This is a genomic window from Saccharospirillum sp. (assembly GCF_040881935.1).
GTDB lineage: Bacteria > Pseudomonadota > Gammaproteobacteria > Pseudomonadales > Natronospirillaceae > Saccharospirillum.
Map to the genome: position 1 here is coordinate 1 of NZ_JBBECH010000087.1, position 24,142 is coordinate 24,142.

Genomic DNA, 24,142 nt, shown 5'->3' on the forward strand with positions numbered 1-24,142 from the left:
AAAACTATTTAATGAGGGGTGAAAAATTGACTGTTTGTTCCTAATCTTTACTTAGTAAGCTGTGTATGAATGCATTATCAGAGTTGCTTTGTCTGATGCGTCGAATCAATAGGGTCTACTGTAAATGCGGTCGCATCCCGAAAGCAGTAGGGACTGCTCGACGCATCAAGTTCAATTAAGCAACGGAACCATCCAGACATCCAGCATCAATGTTCAGCGGAAAATCATTTCGCCCTGTCGTATTTTCTACTGCCAGGATGCAGCGTCACTTTGCGGCGTCCCGAAATACCGGTAATGCCCGCTCGATCATTTCGGCGCTGGCGGTAAGGCTGATCCGAAAGTGGCGTGGTCGCTCGAAGAGGGTGCCGGGCATTACGAACACGGACTGTACGGCCAGGGTTTCTGCAAAACGCACCGCGTCACCTCCCGGTGCCTCTCCCCACAGGTAGAAAGTCCCTTCCGGATGAACCATTTTATAACCCCACTGCTCGAGCGAGTGGAGCATTCGATCTCGCTTCGCGGCGAGGGCTTCAAGATCGATCGAAACAGTCTCCAGGGCGGCCACCGAGTACTGCATGATTGCGTTTGGAAAGGTCCAGCCCATCGACATCTGGACGGAGAAGGTCGCACTTTGCAGTTCTTGACGTTGCTCTATGGGGAGCAGCGGTGAGATCGCCAGATACCCGAGCCGCTGCCCGGGGGCAAGCAGCACCTTGCCGTAGCTGTAGTCGATCAGCGTCCACGGATAGAGCTCGGCGGGGCTCACAAAGGGCACGTTGTCGAATCGGAGGCGTCGGTAGGGTTCGTCTGAGAGCAGCCAGATACGCGCGCCAATGCGGTCAGACGCGGCATCGAGCAGATTGGCGAGCGCCTGCAGCTGCGCTCGTGAGTACACCCGGCCGGTGGGGTTGTGCGGGCTGTTGACGACGACCATGCGGGTGTTCGGCGTTATGGCCGCTGCGATCGCTTCCAGGTCAAGGTCGAAGTCGGGTTCGCTCAGGCCGACTTTGACCGGAACAAGATCTGCGGCCCGCAGCATAGGCGCGTAGCAGAACCAGCCGGGGACCGGGATGATCACCTCGTCGCCGGCATCGAGCACCAGGCGAAAGGCGAGCGCAATGGCAGCGAAGGCGCCTTGCGTCAGCGCGATATCCTCGGGTTCAAAATTAAGCGCAAGCTCGCGGGAGAGTGACTCGGCAATAAAGGCCCGCGGCTCGGGCTCACTGATTTTGTAGGCAAACCAATCAGGGTTCTGTGGTTGGAGGTTTCGGGCGAGGGCATCCACAAGACCGGCAAGTGGCATTTCGTGAGGGTTACCGAAGGTGAAGTCACACGCCCCCTCAGCTCCCCGCGCTTCCCCGTAGCTCGACCGAAGGAAAAAGTCCTCCACCGTGGTGAATTCTGCTGCCGCAAAGCGGCTTCGTTGTGATAGTACCGTCATGGCTTGCTGTTTGGCTTTCAGCAGGCCAAGATCAGTAGCAGTAGGTTTCCGGTCTTCCCGGGTAATGGCTATTTGTTCCATGCTGGTTCTCCTTTCCGAATAAGGGGTAAGGCAGGACAATGATTCATCTCGGGGTAATGGTCGCGAGATTTTCGACTATAAAGAGTCAACGAAGATTCAACGTGGGAGCGAGCGTTGAAATGCTTACTAACCAAGTGAATCGAGCCCCCCCCATTAAGCCATCGGACTTTCAAGTCCGGCTCCTGGGTTCCCTGACTCTGGTGCAGGACGGGACTAGCCTGGACCTCCCTACCTCCCGCAAAGTCCGAGCTCTGTTTGCCTACCTGGCTTATGCCCGACACCCGGTTCACCGCGCCCAGCTGTGTGACCTGTTGTGGGATGCCCCAAACGATCCCCGCGCGGAGTTGCGCTGGTGCCTGAGTAAGATTCGCCGATTCACCGAGGATGCCCGGTTCCGGTTACTGACCGAAAGCGATACCGTCTGGATCAGCCCGGAATGTGCTGTTGATGCGGTCGAGGTGCTTCAGGCGGTCAAATCCGGCGTGGCGCACCTCGACTGTACCCGGCTTTCCGGGCTGAACCGGTGTTTTCGGGGAGATTTTCTGGAGGGGGTGGATCTGGATGCCCGCTTGCCGTTTGTGGGCTGGTTAACGGCTACCCGACGCACCTTTCGTCAGGCGCAAACCGCCATTCTCGAACGTCTTGTTACCTTGCAGACGGACGACCCGGAACAATACCGGACCGAGGTAGAACAATGGCTTGAACTGGCGCCGTTTGACCTCCGGCCGCATCGACTGCTGTTCGACATCCTATCCCGGGAGGGCAGGCTCCGGGAGGGCGAAGAACATTTGGCAAACTCGGTCCGTCGGTTTGAAGCCGAGGGTTTGGATGTCATGGCACTGAAGCAGGCCTGGCAAGGTGCCCGAGGTCGGCTCCGGACGCCGTCGGATGCCTTCGTGGTCGACACCGTCGCAGTCCAGGCCCTGGCTCCTACGGGTACCGGGCGTCGCGCCTGCGTCGTGATCATGCCTTTTACCGAGCCGCAGCAGGCCCAGGGGGACGGTGGCCTGGCCGATGCGTTGACACACGACATCATCACCCGTCTCGCCAAGCTCAGAAACCTGTTCGTCATCGCGCGTGGCACGGTATTCACGCTGCGTGATCGCGACATCGGGCCAGATGAGGCGGGGCGCCTGCTGCGCGCGGATTATGTCATCAGTGGTGCGCTGGAACGCCGGGCCGGGCGGTTGCGCGTCGAGGTCGAGGCCACGGAAACCGCGGCTGGCCGAATTATCTGGTCGGAAACCTATCAGCGACGTAGCGACGATACTTTGCTGGTGCTACAGGAGATCGGAGACGGCATCGTTGCTTCGGTCGACAGCGAGATCGAACTCGTCGAGACGAGTCGGGCGCTGCTTAAGCCCGTCACCTCCCTGGATGCCTGGGAGGCCTATCACCGTGGCCTCTGGCACATGTACCAGTTTAATCAGGCCGGGAATGAAAACGCCCAGCATTTTTTTAGCCTCGCCCGGCGATTGGATCCGACCTTTGCCCGGGCACATGCGGGCATGTCATTCACCCACTTCCAGAACGCTTTTTTGCATCGGCCGTCCGACCGGGCACGTGAAATCGAGCTAGCGCTCGACACCGCCGGTGAAAGTCTGGCCACGGACGACCGGTCTCCCGCTGCACACTGGGCCATGGGGCGGGCACTCTGGCTGCGCGGGGAGCTGGGCCAGGCCGTGGGTGAATTGGAACGCACGATCGAGCTCAGCCCGAATTTCTCCCTCGGCCATTACACCCTCGGTTTTGTCCGGTCTCAGTCGGGAGACCCGTTGGAGGCCATCCGATCGGTTGACCAGTCTCTGGCGCTCAGTCCTTTCGATCCACTTCTGTTCGCTTCCTATGCGGCGCGGGCACTTTCCCACCTGCGTCTGCATCAGTATGCCGAAGCCGGGGACTGGGCGTCCAGGGCCGCAGCGCGCCCCAATGCGCACATCCATATCGTCGCTATCGCAGCCTACTGTTTGCAGGCGGGCGGGCAGGTGCGCGAAGCGCAGGTTCATGTCTCGCGCCTGTATCGGCTGAACCCGAACTATGGGATTAACGACTTTCTATCCGCTTTTCATTTTTGTGAGGAGGCGAAGGCGTTGTTACGCAAATCCGCCTGGGAATGAGGGCTTTCAAATCACCCTACCGCATAGATGAGGATTTGATGCATTTGGCGTTGATTGCTGGCACTACCCAGCATCGGAAGCCTATAGAGCAACTTGAGTATTGGGCCGAGTTGGGTCGCAAAGTCGAGCAGCAATTGAGCTTGGAGGTTTTGAGGTTTCTTTTGTATATCAATTCTCCGTATCCAATACTTTCCGGACTTTAAACGCAAGTTCACCTCGCCGGTAGGGTTTGCTTAGCAGCTCAACCCCCGGATCCAGTCGCCCTTGATGCACGATGGCGTTTTCGGTATAGCCAGAGGTATAGAGCACTTTCAACGAAGGGTACTGGCTCAGCGCCTGATCTGCGAGTTCACGCCCATTTAAGCCGCCTGGCATGATGATGTCTGTCAGCAGCAGGTCTATATCTGGATGACGGTGTAACGCTGTTAGGGCTGCAGGCCCTGAATTGACACTGGTTACGCGGTATCCAAGCGATTGTAACTGCTCTTTGATGTGCTCACGGACCAAGTCATCATCTTCAGCAACCAGTATGTACTCACTTCCCCCTTGTAATTGTGGGTTTGTGTAAGGCGTTTCATCAGTTGCCAGTGAGACATCGGATCTGGGAAAGTACAGCTTTACTGCGGTACCTTCACCGGGTTCGGAATAGAGCTTTATGTGTCCGCGAGTCTGTTTGGTGAACCCAAAAACCATGCTGAGACCGAGCCCGCTTCCCTTACCGATCCCTTTGGTTGTAAAAAAAGGATCAATGGCACGATTAACGGTGTCGCTGTCCATTCCAACGCCCGTATCGGTCACACAAATCAAGACATAATCACCGGGTACTACGTCGTGATGATAGGATGCATATTCTTCATCGAGCTGAATATTAAACGTTTCAATAATGAGTTTTCCACCCCCTGGCATGGCGTCTCGGGCATTCACGACGAGGTTGAGCAGGGCCGTGTCCAATTGATTATCATCCAGCTCTGTTATAGCCAAATCAGGGGCGCCTATAAACTGAAATTCAATGTTCTCCGGCAGCGTTCGGCGGATCAGGTCGCCCATTGCCTGTATTTTCTGATTGATATTCGTCGGCTTGGGTATCAGTGGCTGACGCCGGGCGAATGCCAGCAGTCTATTGGTTAATTCGGCGCCACGAGCAGCGGCAGAGACCGTCATTTCAGCCATCTCTTTCAGTTTTACATCGGTTATCCTGTCAGCGAGTTCTTCTGAATTACCCATTATAACCGTTAGTAGATTATTAAAATCGTGGGCGACACCACCGGTAAGATGACCTATTGCTTCAAGTTTCTGAGATTCTCTGAGTCTCTTTTCCAAGTCCATCCGGTCAGTGATATCGAGCATACTGCCAACCATACGCCAGGGTTTCCCGGAAGGCGTTCGAATGACAAACCCGCGGTCAATTACGGTCGCAACCTTCCCATCACCCTTTACAAATCGATACTCTTCCCGCCAGTGTTCTTTGGTGCCGTTTATAACCTCATGAATGCTCTTTTCAACCCGCTCCAGATCGCTCGGGTGTATGCGTCGGGTCCAGGACTCCGGGCCGGGTTCGAGTTCATCATGCGTGTAATGGAATAATTCGTACATGGAATCGTTCCACCAGACTTCGTTGGATTCGAAATCCCAATCCCAGATGACATCATTGGTTGCTTGGGATATCAGCCGAAACCGTTCCTGATTGAGTCGAATGTCGGCTTCCTGTTGCTTGCGTTCGTTGATGTTTCTTTGAACGGAAACAAAATGGGTACAATTCCCCGTATTATCGACCAGAGGGGCGATATCAATCTCTGACCAATAAGGTTTCCCGGCTTTTGTGTAGTTGATCAGTTCTACGCGCACAGGCTTGCGGTCAAGCAATGCCTGGCTAATTTGGTTGAGTTGACGGGCATCCGTATCAGCGCCCTGCAAGAACCGTGGTGTTCTGCCAATAGCCTCATGGCGTGAGTAGCCAGTCGTTTTCTCGAAGGCATCGTTAACATAGACAATAATGGGGCCATCGGGGCTTTCCAGAGGTGCGGCCTTGGTGATAATCACCATGTCATTCTGGCGCTCCAGCGCAGCCTCTATCATGCGAAGTTGTGCCTGCCGCTCCCGATCACCACTTACATCCCGAAAGTATATGGCCAGGCCATCAGGTATCGGATAGGCCGTGATGGTTAACCACTTGTTCAATGGTGGATAGAAGGTGTCAAACCAAACGGTTTTCTGATGCTCCATCGCGTACTGATATTGATGTTGGAAAATACTGTCTACCGCTTCCGGGAATTCGTGCCAAACATTTGTCCCAAGTAGTGTCTGACGGGATCTCTCCAGTACCACTTCTGCCTGCTGATTGAGGTAGGTGAACTCCCAACGCTTGTTGAGCGTAAAGAATGCATCGCTGATGCTTTCAAGGACATCAAGGCGTTGCTGGTACGCCATGTCTGCTCTTTCCTCGGCGACTCTTAATTGTGTTATGTCCTGAAAAGCGCCCTGTATCGCTACGGTATTACCCCCGTCATCACGCTCCGCAACACCGATGACACGTGCCCACAATCGCTTTTTGTTGGCGGTTATCAATTGGCAGGTCACATCAAAATCTGTGCCGGTTAATACGCAGTTATTCAAGGCTGCCCTGATAGAGTCTCTGTATTCAGGGCTGTAGAATGAAATGGCTTCATCAAGTGAGGGTGGCGAGTAACCGGCTGGAGTTTCGTGTATTAAGGCGGTTCCCGATGTCCAGATTATTGTTTCGGGATTCAGCTCGACACGCCAGCCGCCCAATTTAACTTTCTCTCTAGCCAAATGAAGTAGCTGCTCTGCTTGTGTGAGGTCTTTCCGGGTTCTGGTGTATGCAGTGACATCTTCTACCCGGTGAATGATGTATTCGATGTTTCCTGAGCTATCAAGAACGGGAGTGTTTACCGGACTCCAGTACCGTTCTTCAAACTGACCGTCTGGCAGTGGTATTGGGTAACGTTGCACGCCCATCACATCAGGAATTTTAAGGGACTTGACTCTCTTCAGTGAGCCGAGCAGATTACTTGTTCCATCGGCTAGTGGGTCTCCCGGTATGTCGGGAAAGACATCAAACAGGTTTTTTCCGATAATATCCTGTTCCAGCGTTTTGGTGGCTTGCAGGTAAGCGCCACTGACTGAGACAATATCAAAATTGTGTGGGTCCAATATAAGAATTTTTCCGGCAGCCGCTTCGAACAATCGAAGGCGTGCTTCGTCACTTAACCTCTTCATGCTGACGTTCCAGGCAAGTTGCTTTTCCATGTGGCTACTGCATGACTGTTCATGGGTTTCGCTATGTAATAGCCTTGTGCTTCGTCACAGCCAATCTCATACAAGAAGTCCAGTGCCCAGGCATCCTCAACACCTTCGGCGGTTACATTGAGCCCCAGGGATTGCCCCAGGTTGACAATCGCAATAACGATCTTTTGGGACTCTTCTGAGATGGCAAGGTTCTTTATAAACATTTGATCAATCTTCATTTCCGAAAAAGGCAGCCGAGCCAACTGGACCAGTGACGAATAGCCAACCCCAAAGTCGTCGATCGACAGATGAAACCCCTTGATGCGAAATTGAGTCAGATTTTCCAAAAGCGCCAGAGGATTGTCCATGCTGGCTGTTTCGGTCACCTCCAGTATCACCTGAGACGGTTCAACGTCAAATTCTTGGCACTTATTCACAAGCCAACGCGGAAAATTTTCGTCTTTCAGGTTTATTGGAGACAAGTTAAGAGCAATTTTTACCTGTTGACTCTTCGCATATTGTGGAAAATTGGTAAGTGCATAGTGGTAAATTTGCCGACTAAGCGCATGTATCTGACCCGTTTTTTCAGCCAGTCGAATAAAAACATCGGGCGGTACCATGCTGCCATCAGGTAGTGTCCATCGTGCCAGGCACTCAAACCCTGTCAGCTCATTCCCCGAACAGGCTATTTTGGGCTGGAAATGGGCTGTGAATAGGTGTTCGTCCAGGGCTTTTGCCAGTTGCTCCTCGGTAACTGAATGGAGGTACGTTCCCTGGCTCTGAGACAATTTCGGGCTGGGCACTGTTGGTTCAGCTAACAGTAGTTGGCGAAGCGCTTTTCGGGTAAAGGGTTTGGATAATATTCCTGACACCAGAAGGCCATTTTCTGAGGCGGCTCGGGCGGCTGAATCCAGTATCCGCCCTCCGAGCCCTGATACGATGATCACAGCGGCCGGACAGTTTGATTTGGCGAGGGTGTTGAGAACCTCAACTCCGTCCCTGTCTGGTAACTGCAGGTCTACTATGAGATGGGTGGGCCTCCAGCTGTCTACCATATCAAGAAACTGATCCACATTGTCTGTATGGTCGGTTTCGAACGAGATACCCTGGGCCATCATGCACATCGTTGTTGCTACATCCAGTTCATCGTCCAGTACTAGCAAGCGCTTGATGTTGCTGGTTACTTCCATTATGGGGTTGTCCTAACTGCTGGTGGCACGGTGTGACAGTGCCATTCAAAGTGGCAGCACAGATTTGCCTGATAAGCCCCCAATTTAAGGTCATCACGCACCTGATTACAAGAGGGATCAAGGGGTTTTGATTGCCCTCTTCTGGGGTGTGCCATGTTGCCGCTCTCACCTCAGCGGGCGATCTTTCTGTGGGCTTCTGTAGGGCGCTGATCCATAGCAGAAAAACTTGGCAACAGGAGGCAGCGTCAGTTAGATTGAGGTCTAATTAGCTTGGCGTATGTCACCCACTGGACCATCAGATCACTTTGACTGACCGTAGGGCATAACATTTTGTAACATCCTATAGTTATTAGTAGTAAGGATACCTATGCAACTGACGTTCAATCGAGGACTGTTACTGTCTACATACATTCAGCTTGTTCTCAATGCCATTCTGGTATTTGGGGTCATTCTGATTGGTCTGATTCCTGTATTGGCACTTTTTTCGATTGTTGACAGCTTTCTACGCTTTGGCGCATTGGTGTCCGCCTGGTTGCTGGGGTTGGGTCTGATCTTGATGATGAGGCATCGAGATGGGCTTGGGCACGCCGTTGGCATACTCCAGGTTGTTCTATCCTGCAGTTCACTTGCGCATGCTGTGGGGTGGCTGCCAAACTTGCCTTTAATGCTGCTTCTGTATCCATCTCTCGCCATATTCAACCTGTCAACCGGGCTTTGTCTGGTCATTGGCTTTCGTTCCGCCCTGGGCCTATGGGTGTGGCGACTAACCGCACTGGTATGGTTTCCTGTAGCCTTGCTGCTGGTGATTGGGCATTGGTGGTTTCCTGTCAGTTTCATGCTGGGCAACAATGCATCGGGCACGACGCTTTCATCTGCCTATATGCTACTTGTCAGCCCATGCCTGATAATAATACCGATGCTGGGCAAGCAGTCGTTCCACAGGCTTTCCCGGGCGGCACTCTATTATGCGATGACCACCTTAATCCTTACGTGTTTGACCTGGTACTTCCTTAACCTGCAATACCATCAGTCTATTAGGGCGGCAAGCCAAAATACCCTCGAAAACCTGCAGCATGGTATTGAGCACGTGGTGAAAGACCATCAACAGATGCTATCCCGCTTTGGTCGCGGATGGGCCGCCGGACTGCTCGATACAGATCCGGACTCAGTGAATCGCCTCGCGAGAGTGTCTGAGTTGTTTCTGGAAGACATGCCGAGCTTTGATGTCGTCGCCCTGCAAGGAAGGAAAGGAGTGATTTCCAAGGTACTGGCAGAACGGGAAGGAAACAGAGTCGACTGGCAAGGTTGGCTTGATCGTGAACTGGGTGTGTTCGAAGGCTTCACCGAGGGTTCGGGTGCATTGATCACCGAACCGCAGTCTGGGCTGGTGCGTATTATCCTGACTGTCAATATCTCTGATGGCAACGGTAGACTGGTCGCTGTGGGTCGTTTTGATGATTTGATGGATCATAATTTACATCTGGATACCTCACCCTTTGCAGTGCAAGTATTGCTTAACGACGTAGATATCTATCACCTGCCCAATCATCATGTAGACATGCATTTAGACCTGATCAGCGAAGAGGTTATGACTCTGATGGGTGGCTCGGAGTTAACGCTGAAAAGTATTCACAGTGACCCTGTTGAAGAGGCATTTCTGCCGAACTTTCTGATCTTGATGGTATTTTTCGGGATGGTGCTGAGTGTGATTATAGCCATGTCCATCGAACTGGCGGGCATCAATTATAGTCGTGTTGCCAGTATGACCGCAAATGCGACGCGCCAGAAGTCAATGCGCCGAATTCAGGAAATGATTGTGAATCATGAGCCTCTGCCTTTTACCGTCAAAGCGGTGTGCGATTTGCTGGATAAGACTCTATCTGGCTATCACAGCTGTTTGTGGCAATTGGATGAGAAAGCTGCGTTGTTCTATTACCTTGCCAGCAGTGAGCTTGATAATGGTTTAAGAAAAGCGATTGCTCGCAGTATGGTACCTGCTGCAGAAGTCATCGCTCGCCTCTCCAGTCAGGGTTTCTCTGGCTCGGAATTGTTGGCCCGCAACTCACAGAGTATGGATGGTACAGGCGGTGATGTTATTAGGGGCGCCGGTTACGCCCAGTGCCAGGCGATGCTGGTGCAAACGGCGAATGGCCAAATACTGGGTGCGCTTGAGTTGTATCGGTCACAGGATGGCCGGGGATCAGATGACCGGGAACTGGATAAGCATGACTTTGAGTCCATCGATGAAATCATCCCGCTGATTGCAATGGCAATCGAACGTCATCAGGATCGTGAGACTTTGATGTACGTATCGCAACACGATGCGTTAACCGGGTTGCCGAACCGAGCCATGCTCGAAAACCGATTAAAGCAGTGGTTCCGGAATACAAATTCAGAATCAGCGCCAATCTGTTTGCTGTTTATTGATCTCGATGGATTTAAACCGATCAATGATGGCCTTGGACACGCCATAGGCGATCGGGTATTGATGGATGTTGCCACCCGACTGAAGAGCCAGTTCAGACCCGATGATCTGGTTGTACGCTTTGGGGGTGATGAATTTGTTGTGCTGATTCAGGGGGTTGTGGAGCAGCTTTCAACCCAGCAATTGATCGACCGGATACTGACATCGCTGTCAGAACCTTATGGGATCGCCGAGTTGGATATTTCTGTGTCAGCCAGTATTGGCATTGCCTGTGTAACAGGCCCAAGTGAGCTGGACGATCCACTCGCGCTGGTTCAGCAAGCAGATATGGCGATGTATGATGCCAAGCGTAAAGGCAAGAACAATGCCCAATGGTACAGTGAAACATTCAGAAAGGATGTTCGTTCGCAGGTTACGCTGAGGAATGACCTACAGAAAGCATTGAAAAATAACGAATTTGAATTGCACTATCAGCCTGTAATTCTGAACAACGGTAATATTAATGGCTTCGAGGCTCTGTTGCGTTGGAATCATCCTATTCATGGTCGCGTTCCGCCCGACGAATTCATTCCGTTGGCGGAAGAAACCGGTCAAATCATTCCTCTCAGTGAGTGGGTGCTTGACAGAGCGTGTAGGGATGCTTCGAAACTTCGATTTAATGACACGGTGCGTGTTGGTGTGAACATCGCACCGCTGCATTTTCATCGATCTGATTTTATTTCCCGCCTGACCGGCATTCTGAACCAGCACAATTTGAAGCCTGAATCCTTGGTTCTTGAACTGACAGAACGTACGCTGATGGATGAACATGGCACCATGGTCCAGACGTTGGCTACCCTGAAAAAAGCAGGGTTTCGACTGTCTATTGACGATTTCGGTACCGGTTACTCCAGCCTGAGTTTTATCAGGCATCTGCCGGTCACCAGTGTGAAGATCGACAAGAGCTTCGTTGCCGACATCAACCACAGTGAACTTGATGCCGGTATGGCGCACGCCATTATCGATATGGCACATCATCTGGGATTGGGCGTTGTAGCCGAAGGCGTTGAAACTGAGGAGCAGCTTGAAAAGCTCAGAGCCTGGGGCTGTAACTCCCTACAGGGCTATCACATTTGTCGACCGGGTAATCTGGAATCGACTCTTGATTTTATACAGTCGTGGAATGGGTTTGATGGAAAGGAATAGCCGCCAGGCTTGATCACAACTTTCTGATGTCACTCTGATCAACCAGGCTCTTATTGCCATCATGCCGGAAAAAGCGTTTTCCCTGGTTGGGGTAGTCGGTAATGTCGAACGGCAGTCGCTGACCGACGACCAGGCATACCAGTGGCTCGGTGCCAGAGTTATATAACGAGTGTGCGGGGCCGTGAGTCGGGTAGGCTAGAAAGTCGCCAGGCCCAACCGGGGAGCGAGCGTCACCCAATAACGCTTCACCGGTACCTTGCTGGATTAGCAAACACTCTTCTTCATAGTGATGTGTGTGAGGCTCGGTTGAATAATGGCCAGGCTCGATGCTGATCCGATGCACACCCAGATTCTTTAGGCCTGTCGCATCACCCAGAGATTGATCAAGACGAACGGCCTGTGGGTTCATGAAATGCGTTTTCCGCTCTTGTGGCAGGTTGGCAATCTGTTCTGCAGTAATCAGCATGAGTCAGGATTCCTGATGGTTGTCATCGTATTAGGCGACAGTTTCCGGGAAAAGGATGTCTGCCAGTGCGTCTACCTGGCCATTGAACATATCAGCACCGTTCATGGTGCGGCAACCCAGGCGAATACCATACTCAAGAAACAGTGTGGCGGCGGGCTCTGTGATGGCGTCTGCCACGAACTGACCCGGTGAAATACCTTCCAGGAAGACCGGATAAGGGTCACTTGGTTTCATACCAGCCGGGGACGCGTTGGCCAGCAAGTCATAGCCCTCTGGTTGATTATCGCTCAGCTTAACTTTACCGGAAAAGAGGCTGCCTAATCGACCAACAAGCGTTTCGGCCCGGGCGGTATCCACATCATAAATACCAACCTGTTGCGCTCCCTGTTCCAGCAGCTCCCAGGCGATGGCTGACCCTGAACCTCCCGCACCGATGACCAGGGCCCGGGAATCAGCGACGTTAAAGCCACGCAAGCGCAGGCCGTTCAAATAGCCAATGCCGTCGGTGTGGTCTCCATACCAACCACCCGACGTGTTCTTACGCAGTACATTCACGGCGCCAATAATGTGGGCTCTGGCACTGGTCTGGTCACAGAGTGGGTAGGCGTCCAGCTTGTGGGGCAGGGTCAGCACGACACCCGGGACATTCTGTGCGGATAATAAAGCGGTCAGCGTGCTTTCGAGATCGTTGGCCTTAACATGCCAGGGCACGACGAGCGCATTGAGACCGCGGTGCTGCAAAACCGGGGTTAAGCCGGAGGGGGCTTTCACTTGTCCGATGGGGTCTCCTAACATCGGAACAATCAGGGTATTGCCATTCAACTGAACTGAGTTGGCATCCTGCGTCATAACATCGCTCCCTGAGCCAGCAGTTGTCGCTGCACGGACGATACATCACTGACGTGATGACGATCGGCAAAATCAGCTGCAGCGACGCCGGCAGCCTGGCCTGTGGCAAAAGCTGTTCCCATAACACGCACAGAGCCGTAAGCCTGATCATCAGCTCCAATGACCCGGCCAGCATACCAGAGGTTGTCGACGCCTTTGGCGCGCAGTGAATCGTAGGGTACCTGTGCGAAGCCGCGCCCGCCAATGGAATGATAAACCGGTTTGCCGGCTTCGGCGTGCAGTTCGATGGGCCAGGCAGCCCTTGCGACTGAGTCGTCCCGCTCAGCCCCTTGTAGAATATCGTCACGGGTAATGGTGTAGCGACTTTCCGGATGCCGGGTTTCGCGCACGCCAACCTGAGGCCCGGTGCTGACCAGATAAGCCTGTTCGCAACCCGGCAGTTGTTTGAGCATAGCGAGGTAGGCATGCGCCATTTCCCGGCCGTTCATCTCGGCCGTGGTAAAACTGCGCGAGGTCAGGTCATCCAGAGGCAAGTCGACCAGCATCCACCATAGATCCCGGGACAGTGGCAGCCGGATCAGGATGCCGCCGTCGGTTCGGGCAATGGGGTATTGGCCGTTTACATTGTAATCACCAATCGCCTTTTGCAGGTTGGCCCGGTCTATCTTGATAGAAGGGTCAACGCCGCCAATACGAAGCGGCATGGTCAGCGCCTGCAGCTTGTGTTCGCGATTGCCGATTTGATAGTCGACACCGGTCAGCATGGCCAGATTCGCATCACCGGAGGCATCGACAAAGGCATCGGCAACAACCCGGCTGCGACCTTCCATGCCCGCCAGAGTGACCGCTTCGATATCCTTGCCAGTGCGGGAGACGGCGGCGCACCGGGTATGGAGATGAGTGTCGACCTGGTATTTGCGCAGCAACCGATCCAACGCCAGTTTAAGCAGCTCGGTATCAAGCATCACAATCCAGTTACCGGTTGTCTCAGAACAATGAGGGTCTGCGCCGAGCCCGAGTGCTCTCAGCTCTGTCAACAGCTCTTCCGCAACGCCGGCTACCGCCTGAACAGGGTCTTTGCCCTGTTGGTACAAACCACAGTAGGCCAACACCTGGGACGTGGTTGCCGCGCCACCGAGGAATCCGTATTTCTCGACCAGGCACACTTTAGCTCCGGCCTTCGCCGCACCGATGGCGGCACCCACACCACCGGCACCGCCGCCACAGACGACCACGTCATAGTAGGTTGTTTCGAGATGACTCATGTGCGCCACCCCAAAAAGTAACGTTCGGCGCGGCCGATCAGGTAGGAGACGGTGAGCCCGAGTGCCGACAGAATGGCAACGCCAGCGATCAGTTGGTCGGTGGCCATCAGGCTGCCTGCGAGCAAGACGTAGGCACCAATACCGTATTGGGCACCAATCATCTCAGCGGCAACCAGCAGAATGATGGCAATGGACGCGGAAATTCTGAAGCCGGACAAAATCGCCGGCAGGGCGCCCGGGAAGATAATCTTGCGAACGATCGAAGACCAGCTCAATCCAAAGGACTGACCCATGCGAATCAGTGTCCGGTCGACGTTATCAACAGCGCCAAAGGTTGAAATCACCGTCGGGAAGAATACGCCGAACAGAATCGTGGCCACTTTGGAACCCTCGCCAATACCAAACCAGATAATGAACAGGGGCAGCAAGGCAATTTTAGGCACGGGCATAATGGCCGCTACCAGAGGAGCGATGGCAGCGCGCCCAATGGACGACAAGGCCACAAACAACCCAACGCTGATTCCCAGTATTGTCCCGGCAGTCCAGCCGATCACCAGTCGTTGTAACGAGGCACTGACGTGCAGCCAGAGCAACCCGGATTGAAACAGGTTAATGAACGCCTGTAATGACTCTCCGGGGGAGGGCAATACCAGCGCGGGAATAAAGCCACTGGTTGAGCCCCAGTGCCAGAATGCGATTAAACCAATGAATACCACGGGTGATATCCAGGGAATGGGCGACGTACGAAAACCGCCGCCACGGAAAGGGACTGGTTTTGCTGCGGCTGAGTCTGATCGAGCCGAAGTACCATGAGGAGACAGGGGTTCAGTCATCGGTTAACTCCATATCAGCGGCCAGCGCTTCATCTCGCATCAGGTTCCACAGGTATTCCTGCTTCTGTTCCATCGCGACAATGTCTTTTTTGCGGTCTGCCAGGGGCGTATCAATTTCCACGATCTCGCGGATGGTGCCCGGTCGGCGGGACAACACGACGATCTTGTGACCCAGTCGAACGGCTTCAGCAAGATTGTGGGTCACATAACAGGCGGTGAATTGTTCCCGCGTCCACAGATCGACGAGGTCGTCCATCAGCAGTTCTCGGGTTTGGCTGTCGAGCGCTGACAAAGGTTCATCCATCAGCAAGACAGCGGGATTGACACAGAGCGCGCGAGCAATGGCAACGCGCTGCTTCATACCGCCGGATAGCTGGCGTGGCAGCGCTTTGCGAAAATCGGTGAGTTTGGTGCGTGCGAGTACATCGTTGATGATGGCGGCGGCTCGGTCGGGTTGAATGCGGTGATCTTCAAGCGCTAACGATATATTCCCTTCCACGCTGCGCCAGGGCAACAGGGCAAAGTCCTGAAAAATGTAGGTCAGAGGGTTAAGGCAACTGTCCGGGGGCGAGCCAATTTGTAAAACCTCGCCTGAAGTAGGTCGCTCCAAACCACCCAGAAATCGCAGCAGTGTTGACTTGCCACACCCTGACGGGCCAATAATGCAGACAATTTCACCGCTTTTGATGTCGAAATTAATGTCCGACAGGATATTCACATCACCGTATTGGTGGTGAATATTATTGAGAGACAAATCCATTCGGATGCTCCTGTAGTAAGGCAATATCGCAAGGGCTTTTCGTAAACGCTGATCATAGATAAAGGCAGCGTCTGCACGACCCGGCCAAAGCGGGGTCGTGCGACACGAATGGTGCCTTAGTAGGTATCGACGTACTGAGTGTCGAAAACTGTCTCAAAGGCGATATCGGTGGATACCAAACCTTCCTGCTGGAACCACTCGAGCTGGTCACGTAGGTTGGTAACGTTCATTCTGGCATTTTCATTGATGCGCATGGCACCGTTCTGAATAGACACAGACGAACGCTCGTACGGCTGATCCGGCGCAATATAGTCGGCAATAATGCGAATAACGGCGTCTACTTCCTCTGCATCGGTTGTTTTATCCACCAGAGCGGCGTTGTGGTCCGCGACGCCTTTCGAGAAGCCTGCCAGATAGCGCCTGACCAGATCACCCTGTTCACTCGCGATCTCCGCTGACGTGAAAACCGTTGTTACCTGATAGTCCGGAATGTAGTCGGCAACCCAGCCGATGCCCACAATTTCCTCGCTGTTGGAAAGCGGCTTGCCCAAATTGGGAACAATCGACCAGGCATCGATCTGACCTGTGCGCAGCGCACCAATGATATTGCCGACACCCTGCAGGGGACGCAGCGTGATATCCGAGGTTTCAAATCCTGAAGCCTGGGCTATTTTCGACGCCATGTAATGAAAAGAGGAGCCCGCCTGGGTAATCCCGTAGCTGTAGCCTGCCAGTTGCTCCGGGCTGGTGAGCCCGCGGTCATACGTTGGTTTAGAGGCAAGAATCATCTGACCATCAACGCCCGGTTCCTCCTGCAAGGCACCGCCGACGACTTTCACAGCGCCCCGGTCAGCCAGGTTTATCAGTGCACCCGAGACGGCGGTCAGACCAAAATCAACGTCACCCGAGGCAATGGCCACGGCCATGGGCTGGGCCGCATCGAAGAAGACGAATTCAACATCCAGATTCTGTTCTTCAAAATAGCCACGTTCATAGGCGATGTAGTTGGGGGCGTGGGAACCGAGTCGCAACGCGCCGACCTGGATGGTTTCGGACTCAGCACTGGTTTCGGCAAAGGCCGGGCCAGTCATCAGCGTGGTGGCGGCCAGACTGGCAGCGAACAATGAGCCTAGTGTTTTTGTAGTTGTTCTACGCATGTAGTTTCTCCTGTGATGTTGGTGATCACAAAATGATTGGTGTCACCGGGTCATACCAGACAGAGGCCTGGCGCTATTGCTCTTTTAATGATGTCTCGACCTTCCATTTCGGCCGATAATGTGGGCTTTTAAGGTACTGATAGCTTTATCGGGATCGTGATCCAGAACGGCATCAATGAGCGTGTCGTGATCGGCTTTGCTGGCTTCGAAGTCCACAACGCCCTCGTTCAGAGCTGCTAGCCTGAAGCGCCGGCTCTGGTTATAGAGGCGCTCGTGCATTTCCAGTAATCGGGGTGAGCCGCAAGCGTCGATCAACGCGGTGTGAAAGCGGTGATTGAACTCCTCCCACTCCATGGCAAGTTCCAATGGGTTTGAGGCAATGTCCTGCTCAATCCGCGACAGCCGATGTCGGGCCGCTACCACTCGGCCTTCCCAGTCGACATCCGCTTTATCCATAGACCAGCGCAAGCCGAGACACTCGATCTCCACTCGCAAGCGGGTAATGTCTTCCAGATCGGCCTGGGTGGCCGAGGCAACGCGGAACCCGCGCTGCGCCGTTGCTTCCACCAGACCTTCCACCGAGAGCTGTACCAAAGCCTCGCGCATTGAGTGCGCGCTGCCGCCATACCGTGTGCGCAGTGGTTCAATTTTCAGTTTGGCGTCTGGCGGCAACTCGCCAAAGGCGATGTCGCGTCTTAGCGCGGCTGCAAGTACCGCAACCACCGTTTCGGCTTCTTTGTCTTTGCGTCCGAACATCACAATTCCCAAGAAAAGTAAAAATCTTCAATATTTTTGATCTTATGGATGACTTTAGTGGCTGTCATTGGCAAATAGTGGAACGTTAAGGTCCGCTAGTGGAACAGTTGGGGTAATTGCGCGACTGAAGTATCTTAGGTGTCGATTTGAGGATCTGAGACAGGTACGGGAGGTCATGTGCCCACAAGACAAACTGGGTTGAAACAGTTCATGGACTTTATGGACAAGAAAGGCTCGCTCTAGCCAGGAATTGACTACTGAGTCATCTGCTTGTTGAAGTGTGGCCGGACTACGCGCAGTAGTTCGTTGAAGCAGTCATGAATATTGCGGTCACTGGTATTGATTGTATAGTCGGCCTGACGATAGTCTGCTTCGCGCTCCAGAAGAATTTTTTTCAGGTCATCCATAGCCCGTCTGTTACCCTGCATAGGCCGGGTGTCACCTTGAGCGATGACGCGGTTCATATGATCCTCCGGCCTGGCTTTAAGCCATACAGTAAAGTAGGAGCTGAGCAAGCGTTGGTAGGTTTCAGGTTCAGATACCAGGCTGCCCCCGGCCTCCAGGACACAGAAAGAATGTTCATCCATTACTGTATCCAATGCTTCGCTCTCGAGCCTGCGATAGGCCGCCTGACCTCCCAGTGCCATGATCTCACTCATGGTCATGCCACCGATTTCTTCAACCTTTTCGCTGATGCGAACAAAAGGTATTTTTAGTTCATCGGCCAGCATTTGACCAAGATGCGTTTTTCCGCCACCCCTAAGCCCAATCAGTGCGACGCCGGCGTGCCGGTCACGCTGGGAATCAAAATGGCTGCTGAGCAGTTGGAAAGCCTGGTCCTGCTGGTCGGAGGATAGCCGGTGCAGCAAATCGAGCAGTTTTTGCGGCAGAGTGGCATCACCGGCATCAGGCAGCAGATCGGTCAACGGCACCACCATGGCGCGGGCCAGTCGGTGCAGAAGCACGATCGATATGTTGGCTTTTCCGGTCTCCAGTTGTGCCAGGTAGCGTTCGGAAATGTCAGACTGCTCCGACAATTGTTTGCGAGCCATACCACGTCTTGCCCGCATGGCACGGACCCGATCTCCAATTTCCCGGGTATAGCGGTCTTCCGAGGCTTGTTGATCATCCCTGTTGGGTGAGAATTGATTATCCGTCATCGGTTGCTCTGGATGAATTAACATGATTTGGGTGATTATCCCACACCCAGGTGGGTTTCGAGTAGACCTGATTGTGCTTTAAGTTCATCGCCAGTGCCTTCGAACACAACGCTACCCTTGACCAATAACAAGTGACGATCAGCGATGTCCAGTAAGTTATCTATGTTTTTGTCAACCACGATGCTGGCAATCCCGGTCTCCTTGATGGTGCGGATGATCTGCCAAATCTCCTGTCTGATCAGCGGGGCCAGACCCTCAGTCGCTTCATCCAGGATCATAATGCGGGGGTTGGTCATTAGGGCTCGTCCGATGGACAACATTTGCTGTTCGCCCCCTGAGAGCAGGGCACCATCGTGGTCAATGCGTTCACGCAATCTTGGAAAAGTATCGAGTACTCGCTCGTAGGTCCATTCACAGCGCCCATCAATGCCTTGGCGTGCCACCATGATCAAATGTTCGCGGACACTGACTCCGCGAAAGATGCCTCTCCCTTCCGGGACGTAGCCGATGCCCTTGCGGACGATTTGCCAGGGTCTCTGGCGAATCACACTGACACCCTCCATCCGGACTTCCCCGCTGCGGGGGGGCACATAGCCCAGGATACTTTTCAGTGTCGTTGTTTTGCCCATGCCGTTGCGACCCAGCAGACTCAGTGTTTCACCGGAATGCAAAGTTAAATCTACGCCATGCAATATATGGCTTTCGCCGTAATAGGTATGCAATCCGCGAGCTTCGATGAGCGCAGGCTGGTTCGCCGATCTGGATTTAGGTGCCGTATTGGCTATGGCCTCCGGTCTACTGCTTGTTGCAGCGGGTGCGTCATTTAAGCTGACATGTGTCATTGTGGATCTCCTGCGCTCAGCGGCCAAGGTATACGTCGCGAACTTGCTCGCTACTGCGTATCTGGGAGGTGGGACCGGTTTCCAGTACTGCACCATCAACCATGACGGTAATCACATCTGCCAGGGCAAACACTGAGTCCATATCATGTTCTATCAGTACCAGGGTGTACTGACTGGACAGAGTGGCCAGCAGTTTGGTCACCTTGTGAGACTCCTCACGCCCCATTCCCGCCATCGGTTCATCCAGTAACATGATGCGCGGCTTGGTTGCCAGTACCATGGCAATCTGCAACTGACGCTGTTCACCATAGCTCATATCATTGGCCAGTGTGTGTATACGGTCCTTCAGACCGCATATCTCGAGTGTTTCAACGGCTGTGTCTGTAACGGCTCGGGCACGAGTGGGACTTAACCAGCTGCTGAATACACCACCCTGGTTAATCCGGGCGGCCAGTTCGCAGTTTTGCAGGCAAGTCAGACGCGGAAATATATTGGTCTTCTGGTGGCTGCGGCCAACACCCAGACGAGCAATTTGGTGAGCCCGTTTACCATGAATGGCCATTTGCCTCAAGTGGATGCTGCCAGTACTGGGTGGGAGTTCACCGGATAGCAGATTGATTAATGTACTCTTGCCAGCGCCGTTCGGTCCGAGAATGGCGTGGATCTGGTGCTCATGAACATCGATACTCACGTCGTTAACCGCGATCAATCCACCGAAGCGACGTGTTAGATTCCGGGTTGACAGCATTGGATTTTCAGGGCTCGCGGTCATCACAATGTCTCCCGTGAAGTATCCGCAGTATTGCGACTCTCTGTGGAGGCAGGCTTTACCCGGGAACGACTAAGTCGGGGCGGGTCGATCAATAAACCTGCCAGTCCTCTGGGCAGCACCAATACCGCAACAATAATGGTAACGCCCATCAATAACTTCCAGTGGGTTGTCAGGTGCTCGAAAGAAAAGTGCAGCAGTTCATAGGCAAAGGCACCAAGAATTGGGCCGAACAGAGTGCCCATTCCGCCGAGAATAACCATCATCAGCACCTCACCGGACAGGTGCCACTCTGCTTGCGACGGATTGGCAAAGCCATATTGCATCGCTGAGAGCATACCAGCGACCGCAGCTATCATTCCGGACAAAACATAAGCAGTCAGCTTATAGTGTAAAGTGTGATACCCCAACGCTCTCATTCTGTCTTCATTGTCATGAATACCGTCAAGTACCTGACCGAAGTAAGACAAGGTTAGCCAGCGTAAGAAGGCGAACGTCAATATTAAAAGGCATATGGCTGCGTAAAAGAAAGTGACCGGGTTATCAAGGTTGATCAGCATCCAGTCGCCAATGGCTACTTCGGGACGGAACATGATAAAAAGGCCATCAGTGCCACCGGCTTCACGGGATTGTCGCACAGCAAAATACAGCATTTGGCCAAAAGCCAGCGTTGTCATAATAAAAAATATACCTTTGGTGCGCATAACCAGAAAACCGACAATCAATGCCAAACAGCCGGAAACTCCCAGTACCAGAGGCAGCATCCACCATATTGAAGCCGGGCTGAAGGCCGGGCTGGTCATGGCGAAGGTGTAGGCGCCCAGCCCAAAGAATAAAGCGTGCCCCAGGCTTACCAGCCCGACAATGCCCACCAGCAAGTCAAGGCTTAGAGCAAATAGAGCAAAAATCACTATAGTGGTGAGTTTTTCCAGAAAAAAGTCGGCGCGTCGATCAAAAACGAACTCACCCCACAGTGGGTAACTGAGCAATACCAGTATCAGCAGGCCCATGACGATCCATACTTTTAGCGGATAACGATGCAATAATGGTCCCGAAGGCATAGGGTGCACTTTAGGATTCAACAGAGTGCTCTTAAACATAACAGCTTCCTCAGGCGAACAGTCCACGGGGCTTGACCAGCAGCACCGCCGCCATAATCAGGTACATCAATACGCTGGCCAAACTGGGCAGTAGAACAGGCCCGAAGGTGTCGGCAATGCCAATTAATAACGCTCCCCAGAATGCGCCCTTGATCGAACCAATACCGCCGACAACGACCACAACAAAACAGGTAATCAGGACGGTATCTCCCATACCGGGAGCAATAGAAGTAATCGGTGCCGCAAGCATGCCTGCAAATGCAGTTAGAGCGACACCTACACTGAAGATCAGCGTAAACAGGGAGCGGATATTAATCCCCAAACCTTCTACCATATCACGATCCACAGCACCGGCTCGGATGATCATGCCAAGACGGGTATGCTTGATCACCCAGTAGATGATACCAGCCAGAGCCAGGCAAACGGCGCTGACAAAGATTCTGTATATCGGGTACTGCAGGTTGTCGGTAAGCGCAATGCTTCCGGAAAACAGTTCAGGTACAGGGACGCTATGAACATCCCCTCCCCAGATAATCATTTGCAATTCATTAAGTGCCAGGATAAGACCGAAAGTCAGTAATACCTGATAGAGGTGATCGCGTTTATACAAGGTATCCAGGAACAGACGTTCAATTAGCAAACCCAGTGCAATGGCGATAGGAAGTGCGCAGAGGATTGCCAGCCAAAAATTGCCGAACCGCCTTGTCAGGTCAAAGGCCAGATATGCGCCCACCATGTACATGGCACCATGAGCCAAATTTATAATGCCCATAATGCCAAAGACCAGGGTCAGGCCGCTGGCAATCAGAAACAGCAACAGGCCATATTGAACGCCATTAAGCATTTGAATGGCGAAAAATGTAAGGTCCATCAAACTCTCCTAAAATCTGGGAATAGCATGCCCTCAGGCATGCTATCCAACAGAGGTATGTTGATGAATCACATGCGGCAAGCGGTATCGGGGACTTGCAACTGCTCTGCTGCAATTCCAACCACATCATGTTTCCCGTCACGTACTTCACGCAAGTAGATGTTCTGTATAGGGTGGTGTGAAGCAGAGAAACTCATTGGGCCTCGCGGGCTGTCAAGTTCCACTGAAGCCAATGCATTGATAAGTGCATCGCGGTCTTCCGTATTGCCATTCACTTGAGCCAGCGCCTGAACTAACATCATGCCTGCATCGTATCCTTGAACAGCGTACGTATCCGGGCCATTCCCAAAGCTGGTGGTATAGGAGGCTACAAAGGCATTGTTTTCAGGTGTGTTAAGTGTTTCTGAGTAGTGTAAGGTTGTTAAAATACCCTCTGCGGCCTCACCCTGAGCTTCAAGGTTGCCATCGGTAACGAACCCGGATCCAAGTAGTTGTATATTTTTATTCAGTCCGGAAGCGGCATAGTCCCGAACAAAGGCAACGCCACCACCACCAGCGAAAAAGGTGTAAACCGCATCAGGGTTCAGGCTGGCAATTTGAGTCAGGTAAGACTGAAACTCAGTGCTAGGAAAGGGTACAAACATTTTTTCGATGACTTCACCGCCGGCTGCAGTGAAAGATTCTTCAAAGGCAGCAACATCTTCCTGACCAGCCGAGTAATCCCAGGTAATGGTGACCACTTTCTCAAAACCCCGATCCATGGCAACCTGGCCCATTGGATAGGCGTCCTGCCACATGCTGAAAGACGTACGGAAGATATTCGGTCCACAGAGTTCGTTGGTTGCTGCATTAAGCCCTGCGTTAGTGATGATCATGATAGCATCGGTCTGCTTGGCGACGCGTAACATGCCCATGGCGACACCGGAATGAACAGGCCCGATTACGAAATCAACTTCATCAGAGTTGACCAGTTGGCTCATGTTTTGAGGCGCTCGTGAAGGGTCGGCCTGTGAATCAATGGTAACGAATTCTATGTCACGACCTCCGAGCAAATTATTGTTTTGCTCAAGTGCTAGCTTGAAACCATTGGTGATTGCGTTGCCCAAAGCAGCATAGGTGCCAGAGTAAGGAAGCAGAAAACCTATTTTTACGGGTTCAGACTCTGCCAGGGCAGCTCCGCTCATTAGCGTAGTCGTCACAATTGCACTGGCGAGCGTCTTCTTGATGGTATTGTTCTTCATGGTCAACCTCACTTCTTGTTATAGATTGTTTTATGAGTTTTTGTTTCTTATTACTCGAAATTTAGAACAGCTTGGTTTTTGATTTAGGGGTTAGTCTATGGCTCCCTCCATAATAAGGTGTTGGTTATTTTTGTACTCTTCTATGCGTATACGCATCTGTGGTGGGATGCTAATGGGTTGAAAGGACTTTGTGTCGGTAAAACAGCATACAAAATTTCCAGAAAAGGTGACGGTCTTGCTGACCTCGCTGTAACCATAAAGCTTGAAACCTAGTGACTTTTCACCCAGGCGGCCAACAGTCACCTCTATAATCAGTGTGTCGCGCGGTGTCATTGGTACCTTGAAGTCAACGTCCGCATGCACAAAAGGAGTACCAATATACTGGTCT

At 52.8% G+C, this 24,142-nt stretch carries 20 protein-coding genes; 3 read left to right on the top strand and 17 right to left on the bottom strand.

Annotation, left to right across the window (positions count from 1 at the left end; all coding sequences use genetic code 11):
* Nucleotides 1-265: 265 nt before the first annotated feature.
* Nucleotides 266-1,522 (bottom strand): aminotransferase class I/II-fold pyridoxal phosphate-dependent enzyme, encoded by a 1,257-nt coding sequence (locus WEB54_RS15950; RefSeq protein WP_368055067.1) that lies wholly within the window; start codon nucleotides 1,520-1,522, stop codon nucleotides 266-268.
* 119 nt (nucleotides 1,523-1,641) lie between these two features.
* Here WEB54_RS15950 and WEB54_RS15955 point away from each other — a divergent pair, with 119 nt between their 5' ends.
* Both WEB54_RS15955 and WEB54_RS15960 read left to right on the top strand, forming a co-directional pair.
* Nucleotides 1,642-3,639 (top strand): hypothetical protein, encoded by a 1,998-nt coding sequence (locus WEB54_RS15955; RefSeq protein ID WP_368055065.1) that lies wholly within the window; start codon nucleotides 1,642-1,644, stop codon nucleotides 3,637-3,639.
* Nucleotides 3,636-3,842, top strand: a complete 207-nt coding sequence (locus WEB54_RS15960) for a hypothetical protein (RefSeq protein WP_368055063.1) — start codon at nucleotides 3,636-3,638, stop codon at nucleotides 3,840-3,842. Before WEB54_RS15955 ends, WEB54_RS15960 begins: the two co-directional genes overlap by 4 nt.
* Here WEB54_RS15960 and WEB54_RS15965 read toward each other — a convergent pair.
* The gene (locus WEB54_RS15965) at nucleotides 3,808-6,906 is read right to left on the bottom strand and encodes a PAS domain S-box protein (protein WP_368056699.1); all 3,099 of its coding nucleotides are present in this window, start codon (nucleotides 6,904-6,906) and stop codon (nucleotides 3,808-3,810) included. The genes WEB54_RS15960 and WEB54_RS15965 overlap by 35 nt on opposite strands.
* Nucleotides 6,873-8,075, bottom strand: a complete 1,203-nt coding sequence (locus WEB54_RS15970) for an EAL domain-containing protein (RefSeq protein WP_368056299.1) — start codon at nucleotides 8,073-8,075, stop codon at nucleotides 6,873-6,875. Before WEB54_RS15970 ends, WEB54_RS15965 begins: the two co-directional genes overlap by 34 nt.
* A gap of 367 nt (nucleotides 8,076-8,442) precedes the next feature.
* On the opposite strand from WEB54_RS15970, the gene WEB54_RS15975 reads away from it, so the two are divergent.
* Nucleotides 8,443-11,685, top strand: coding sequence for an EAL domain-containing protein (locus WEB54_RS15975; RefSeq protein ID WP_368056700.1), 3,243 nt, complete (start codon nucleotides 8,443-8,445; stop codon nucleotides 11,683-11,685).
* Nucleotides 11,686-11,698: 13 nt separating this feature from the next.
* Here the strand turns inward: WEB54_RS15975 and WEB54_RS15980 are convergent, their stop codons facing one another.
* The 14 genes from WEB54_RS15980 to WEB54_RS16045 form a co-directional block, all read right to left on the bottom strand.
* Complete coding sequence (locus WEB54_RS15980) at nucleotides 11,699-12,151, bottom strand: cupin domain-containing protein (protein WP_368056295.1); 453 nt, start codon at nucleotides 12,149-12,151, stop codon at nucleotides 11,699-11,701.
* A 30-nt stretch (nucleotides 12,152-12,181) separates the two neighbouring features.
* The gene (locus tag WEB54_RS15985) at nucleotides 12,182-13,000 is read right to left on the bottom strand and encodes a shikimate dehydrogenase (RefSeq protein WP_368056701.1); all 819 of its coding nucleotides are present in this window, start codon (nucleotides 12,998-13,000) and stop codon (nucleotides 12,182-12,184) included.
* Nucleotides 12,997-14,265, bottom strand: a complete 1,269-nt coding sequence (locus tag WEB54_RS15990; protein WP_368056702.1) for an FAD-dependent oxidoreductase — start codon at nucleotides 14,263-14,265, stop codon at nucleotides 12,997-12,999. Before WEB54_RS15990 ends, WEB54_RS15985 begins: the two co-directional genes overlap by 4 nt.
* Nucleotides 14,262-15,098 carry an ABC transporter permease gene (locus WEB54_RS15995; protein ID WP_368056289.1) on the bottom strand — a complete coding sequence of 279 codons (837 nt, stop codon included), beginning with the start codon at nucleotides 15,096-15,098 and terminating at the stop codon, nucleotides 14,262-14,264. Before WEB54_RS15995 ends, WEB54_RS15990 begins: the two co-directional genes overlap by 4 nt.
* A complete protein-coding gene (locus tag WEB54_RS16000) occupies nucleotides 15,091-15,858 on the bottom strand; it encodes an ABC transporter ATP-binding protein (RefSeq protein WP_368056287.1) in 768 nt (255 codons plus the stop codon). The genes WEB54_RS15995 and WEB54_RS16000 overlap by 8 nt, the downstream gene beginning before the upstream one ends.
* A gap of 116 nt (nucleotides 15,859-15,974) precedes the next feature.
* Nucleotides 15,975-17,015: an ABC transporter substrate-binding protein gene (locus tag WEB54_RS16005; protein ID WP_368056285.1), complete on the bottom strand. Its 1,041-nt coding sequence runs from the start codon at nucleotides 17,013-17,015 to the stop codon at nucleotides 15,975-15,977.
* A gap of 84 nt (nucleotides 17,016-17,099) precedes the next feature.
* Nucleotides 17,100-17,771, bottom strand: coding sequence for a GntR family transcriptional regulator (locus tag WEB54_RS16010; protein WP_368056284.1), 672 nt, complete (start codon nucleotides 17,769-17,771; stop codon nucleotides 17,100-17,102).
* A 254-nt stretch (nucleotides 17,772-18,025) separates the two neighbouring features.
* Nucleotides 18,026-18,931, bottom strand: a complete 906-nt coding sequence (locus WEB54_RS16015; protein WP_368056282.1) for a helix-turn-helix transcriptional regulator — start codon at nucleotides 18,929-18,931, stop codon at nucleotides 18,026-18,028.
* Between the two features lie 35 nt (nucleotides 18,932-18,966).
* Complete coding sequence (locus WEB54_RS16020) at nucleotides 18,967-19,773, bottom strand: ABC transporter ATP-binding protein (protein ID WP_368056280.1); 807 nt, start codon at nucleotides 19,771-19,773, stop codon at nucleotides 18,967-18,969.
* Between the two features lie 16 nt (nucleotides 19,774-19,789).
* Nucleotides 19,790-20,545: an ABC transporter ATP-binding protein gene (locus WEB54_RS16025; RefSeq protein WP_368056703.1), complete on the bottom strand. Its 756-nt coding sequence runs from the start codon at nucleotides 20,543-20,545 to the stop codon at nucleotides 19,790-19,792.
* Nucleotides 20,545-21,642, bottom strand: a complete 1,098-nt coding sequence (locus tag WEB54_RS16030; protein ID WP_368056277.1) for a branched-chain amino acid ABC transporter permease — start codon at nucleotides 21,640-21,642, stop codon at nucleotides 20,545-20,547. Before WEB54_RS16030 ends, WEB54_RS16025 begins: the two co-directional genes overlap by 1 nt.
* Nucleotides 21,643-21,652: 10 nt before the next feature.
* Nucleotides 21,653-22,513, bottom strand: a complete 861-nt coding sequence (locus tag WEB54_RS16035; protein ID WP_368056275.1) for a branched-chain amino acid ABC transporter permease — start codon at nucleotides 22,511-22,513, stop codon at nucleotides 21,653-21,655.
* Nucleotides 22,514-22,581: 68 nt separating this feature from the next.
* Nucleotides 22,582-23,754, bottom strand: coding sequence for an ABC transporter substrate-binding protein (locus WEB54_RS16040; RefSeq protein ID WP_368056273.1), 1,173 nt, complete (start codon nucleotides 23,752-23,754; stop codon nucleotides 22,582-22,584).
* 90 nt (nucleotides 23,755-23,844) lie between these two features.
* A partial coding sequence (locus WEB54_RS16045; protein WP_368056704.1) for an acyl-CoA thioesterase occupies nucleotides 23,845-24,142 on the bottom strand: 298 nt, incomplete at its 5' end.

Bases quoted from the DNA above. Each gene is read 5' to 3' on its own strand.
- WEB54_RS15950 (WP_368055067.1), bottom strand. From the start codon at position 1,522: ATGGAACAAATAGCCATTACCCGGGAAGACCGGAAACCTACTGCTACT.
- WEB54_RS15955 (WP_368055065.1), top strand. From the start codon at position 1,642: ATGCTTACTAACCAAGTGAATCGAGCCCCCCCCATTAAGCCATCGGAC.
- WEB54_RS15960 (WP_368055063.1), top strand. From the start codon at position 3,636: ATGAGGGCTTTCAAATCACCCTACCGCATAGATGAGGATTTGATGCAT.
- WEB54_RS15965 (WP_368056699.1), bottom strand. From the start codon at position 6,906: ATGGAAAAGCAACTTGCCTGGAACGTCAGCATGAAGAGGTTAAGTGAC.
- WEB54_RS15970 (WP_368056299.1), bottom strand. From the start codon at position 8,075: ATGGAAGTAACCAGCAACATCAAGCGCTTGCTAGTACTGGACGATGAA.
- WEB54_RS15975 (WP_368056700.1), top strand. From the start codon at position 8,443: ATGCAACTGACGTTCAATCGAGGACTGTTACTGTCTACATACATTCAG.
- WEB54_RS15980 (WP_368056295.1), bottom strand. From the start codon at position 12,151: ATGCTGATTACTGCAGAACAGATTGCCAACCTGCCACAAGAGCGGAAA.
- WEB54_RS15985 (WP_368056701.1), bottom strand. From the start codon at position 13,000: ATGACGCAGGATGCCAACTCAGTTCAGTTGAATGGCAATACCCTGATT.
- WEB54_RS15990 (WP_368056702.1), bottom strand. From the start codon at position 14,265: ATGAGTCATCTCGAAACAACCTACTATGACGTGGTCGTCTGTGGCGGC.
- WEB54_RS15995 (WP_368056289.1), bottom strand. From the start codon at position 15,098: ATGACTGAACCCCTGTCTCCTCATGGTACTTCGGCTCGATCAGACTCA.
- WEB54_RS16000 (WP_368056287.1), bottom strand. From the start codon at position 15,858: ATGGATTTGTCTCTCAATAATATTCACCACCAATACGGTGATGTGAAT.
- WEB54_RS16005 (WP_368056285.1), bottom strand. From the start codon at position 17,015: ATGCGTAGAACAACTACAAAAACACTAGGCTCATTGTTCGCTGCCAGT.
- WEB54_RS16010 (WP_368056284.1), bottom strand. From the start codon at position 17,771: ATGTTCGGACGCAAAGACAAAGAAGCCGAAACGGTGGTTGCGGTACTT.
- WEB54_RS16015 (WP_368056282.1), bottom strand. From the start codon at position 18,931: ATGACGGATAATCAATTCTCACCCAACAGGGATGATCAACAAGCCTCG.
- WEB54_RS16020 (WP_368056280.1), bottom strand. From the start codon at position 19,773: ATGACACATGTCAGCTTAAATGACGCACCCGCTGCAACAAGCAGTAGA.
- WEB54_RS16025 (WP_368056703.1), bottom strand. From the start codon at position 20,545: ATGACCGCGAGCCCTGAAAATCCAATGCTGTCAACCCGGAATCTAACA.
- WEB54_RS16030 (WP_368056277.1), bottom strand. From the start codon at position 21,642: ATGTTTAAGAGCACTCTGTTGAATCCTAAAGTGCACCCTATGCCTTCG.
- WEB54_RS16035 (WP_368056275.1), bottom strand. From the start codon at position 22,513: ATGGACCTTACATTTTTCGCCATTCAAATGCTTAATGGCGTTCAATAT.
- WEB54_RS16040 (WP_368056273.1), bottom strand. From the start codon at position 23,754: ATGAAGAACAATACCATCAAGAAGACGCTCGCCAGTGCAATTGTGACG.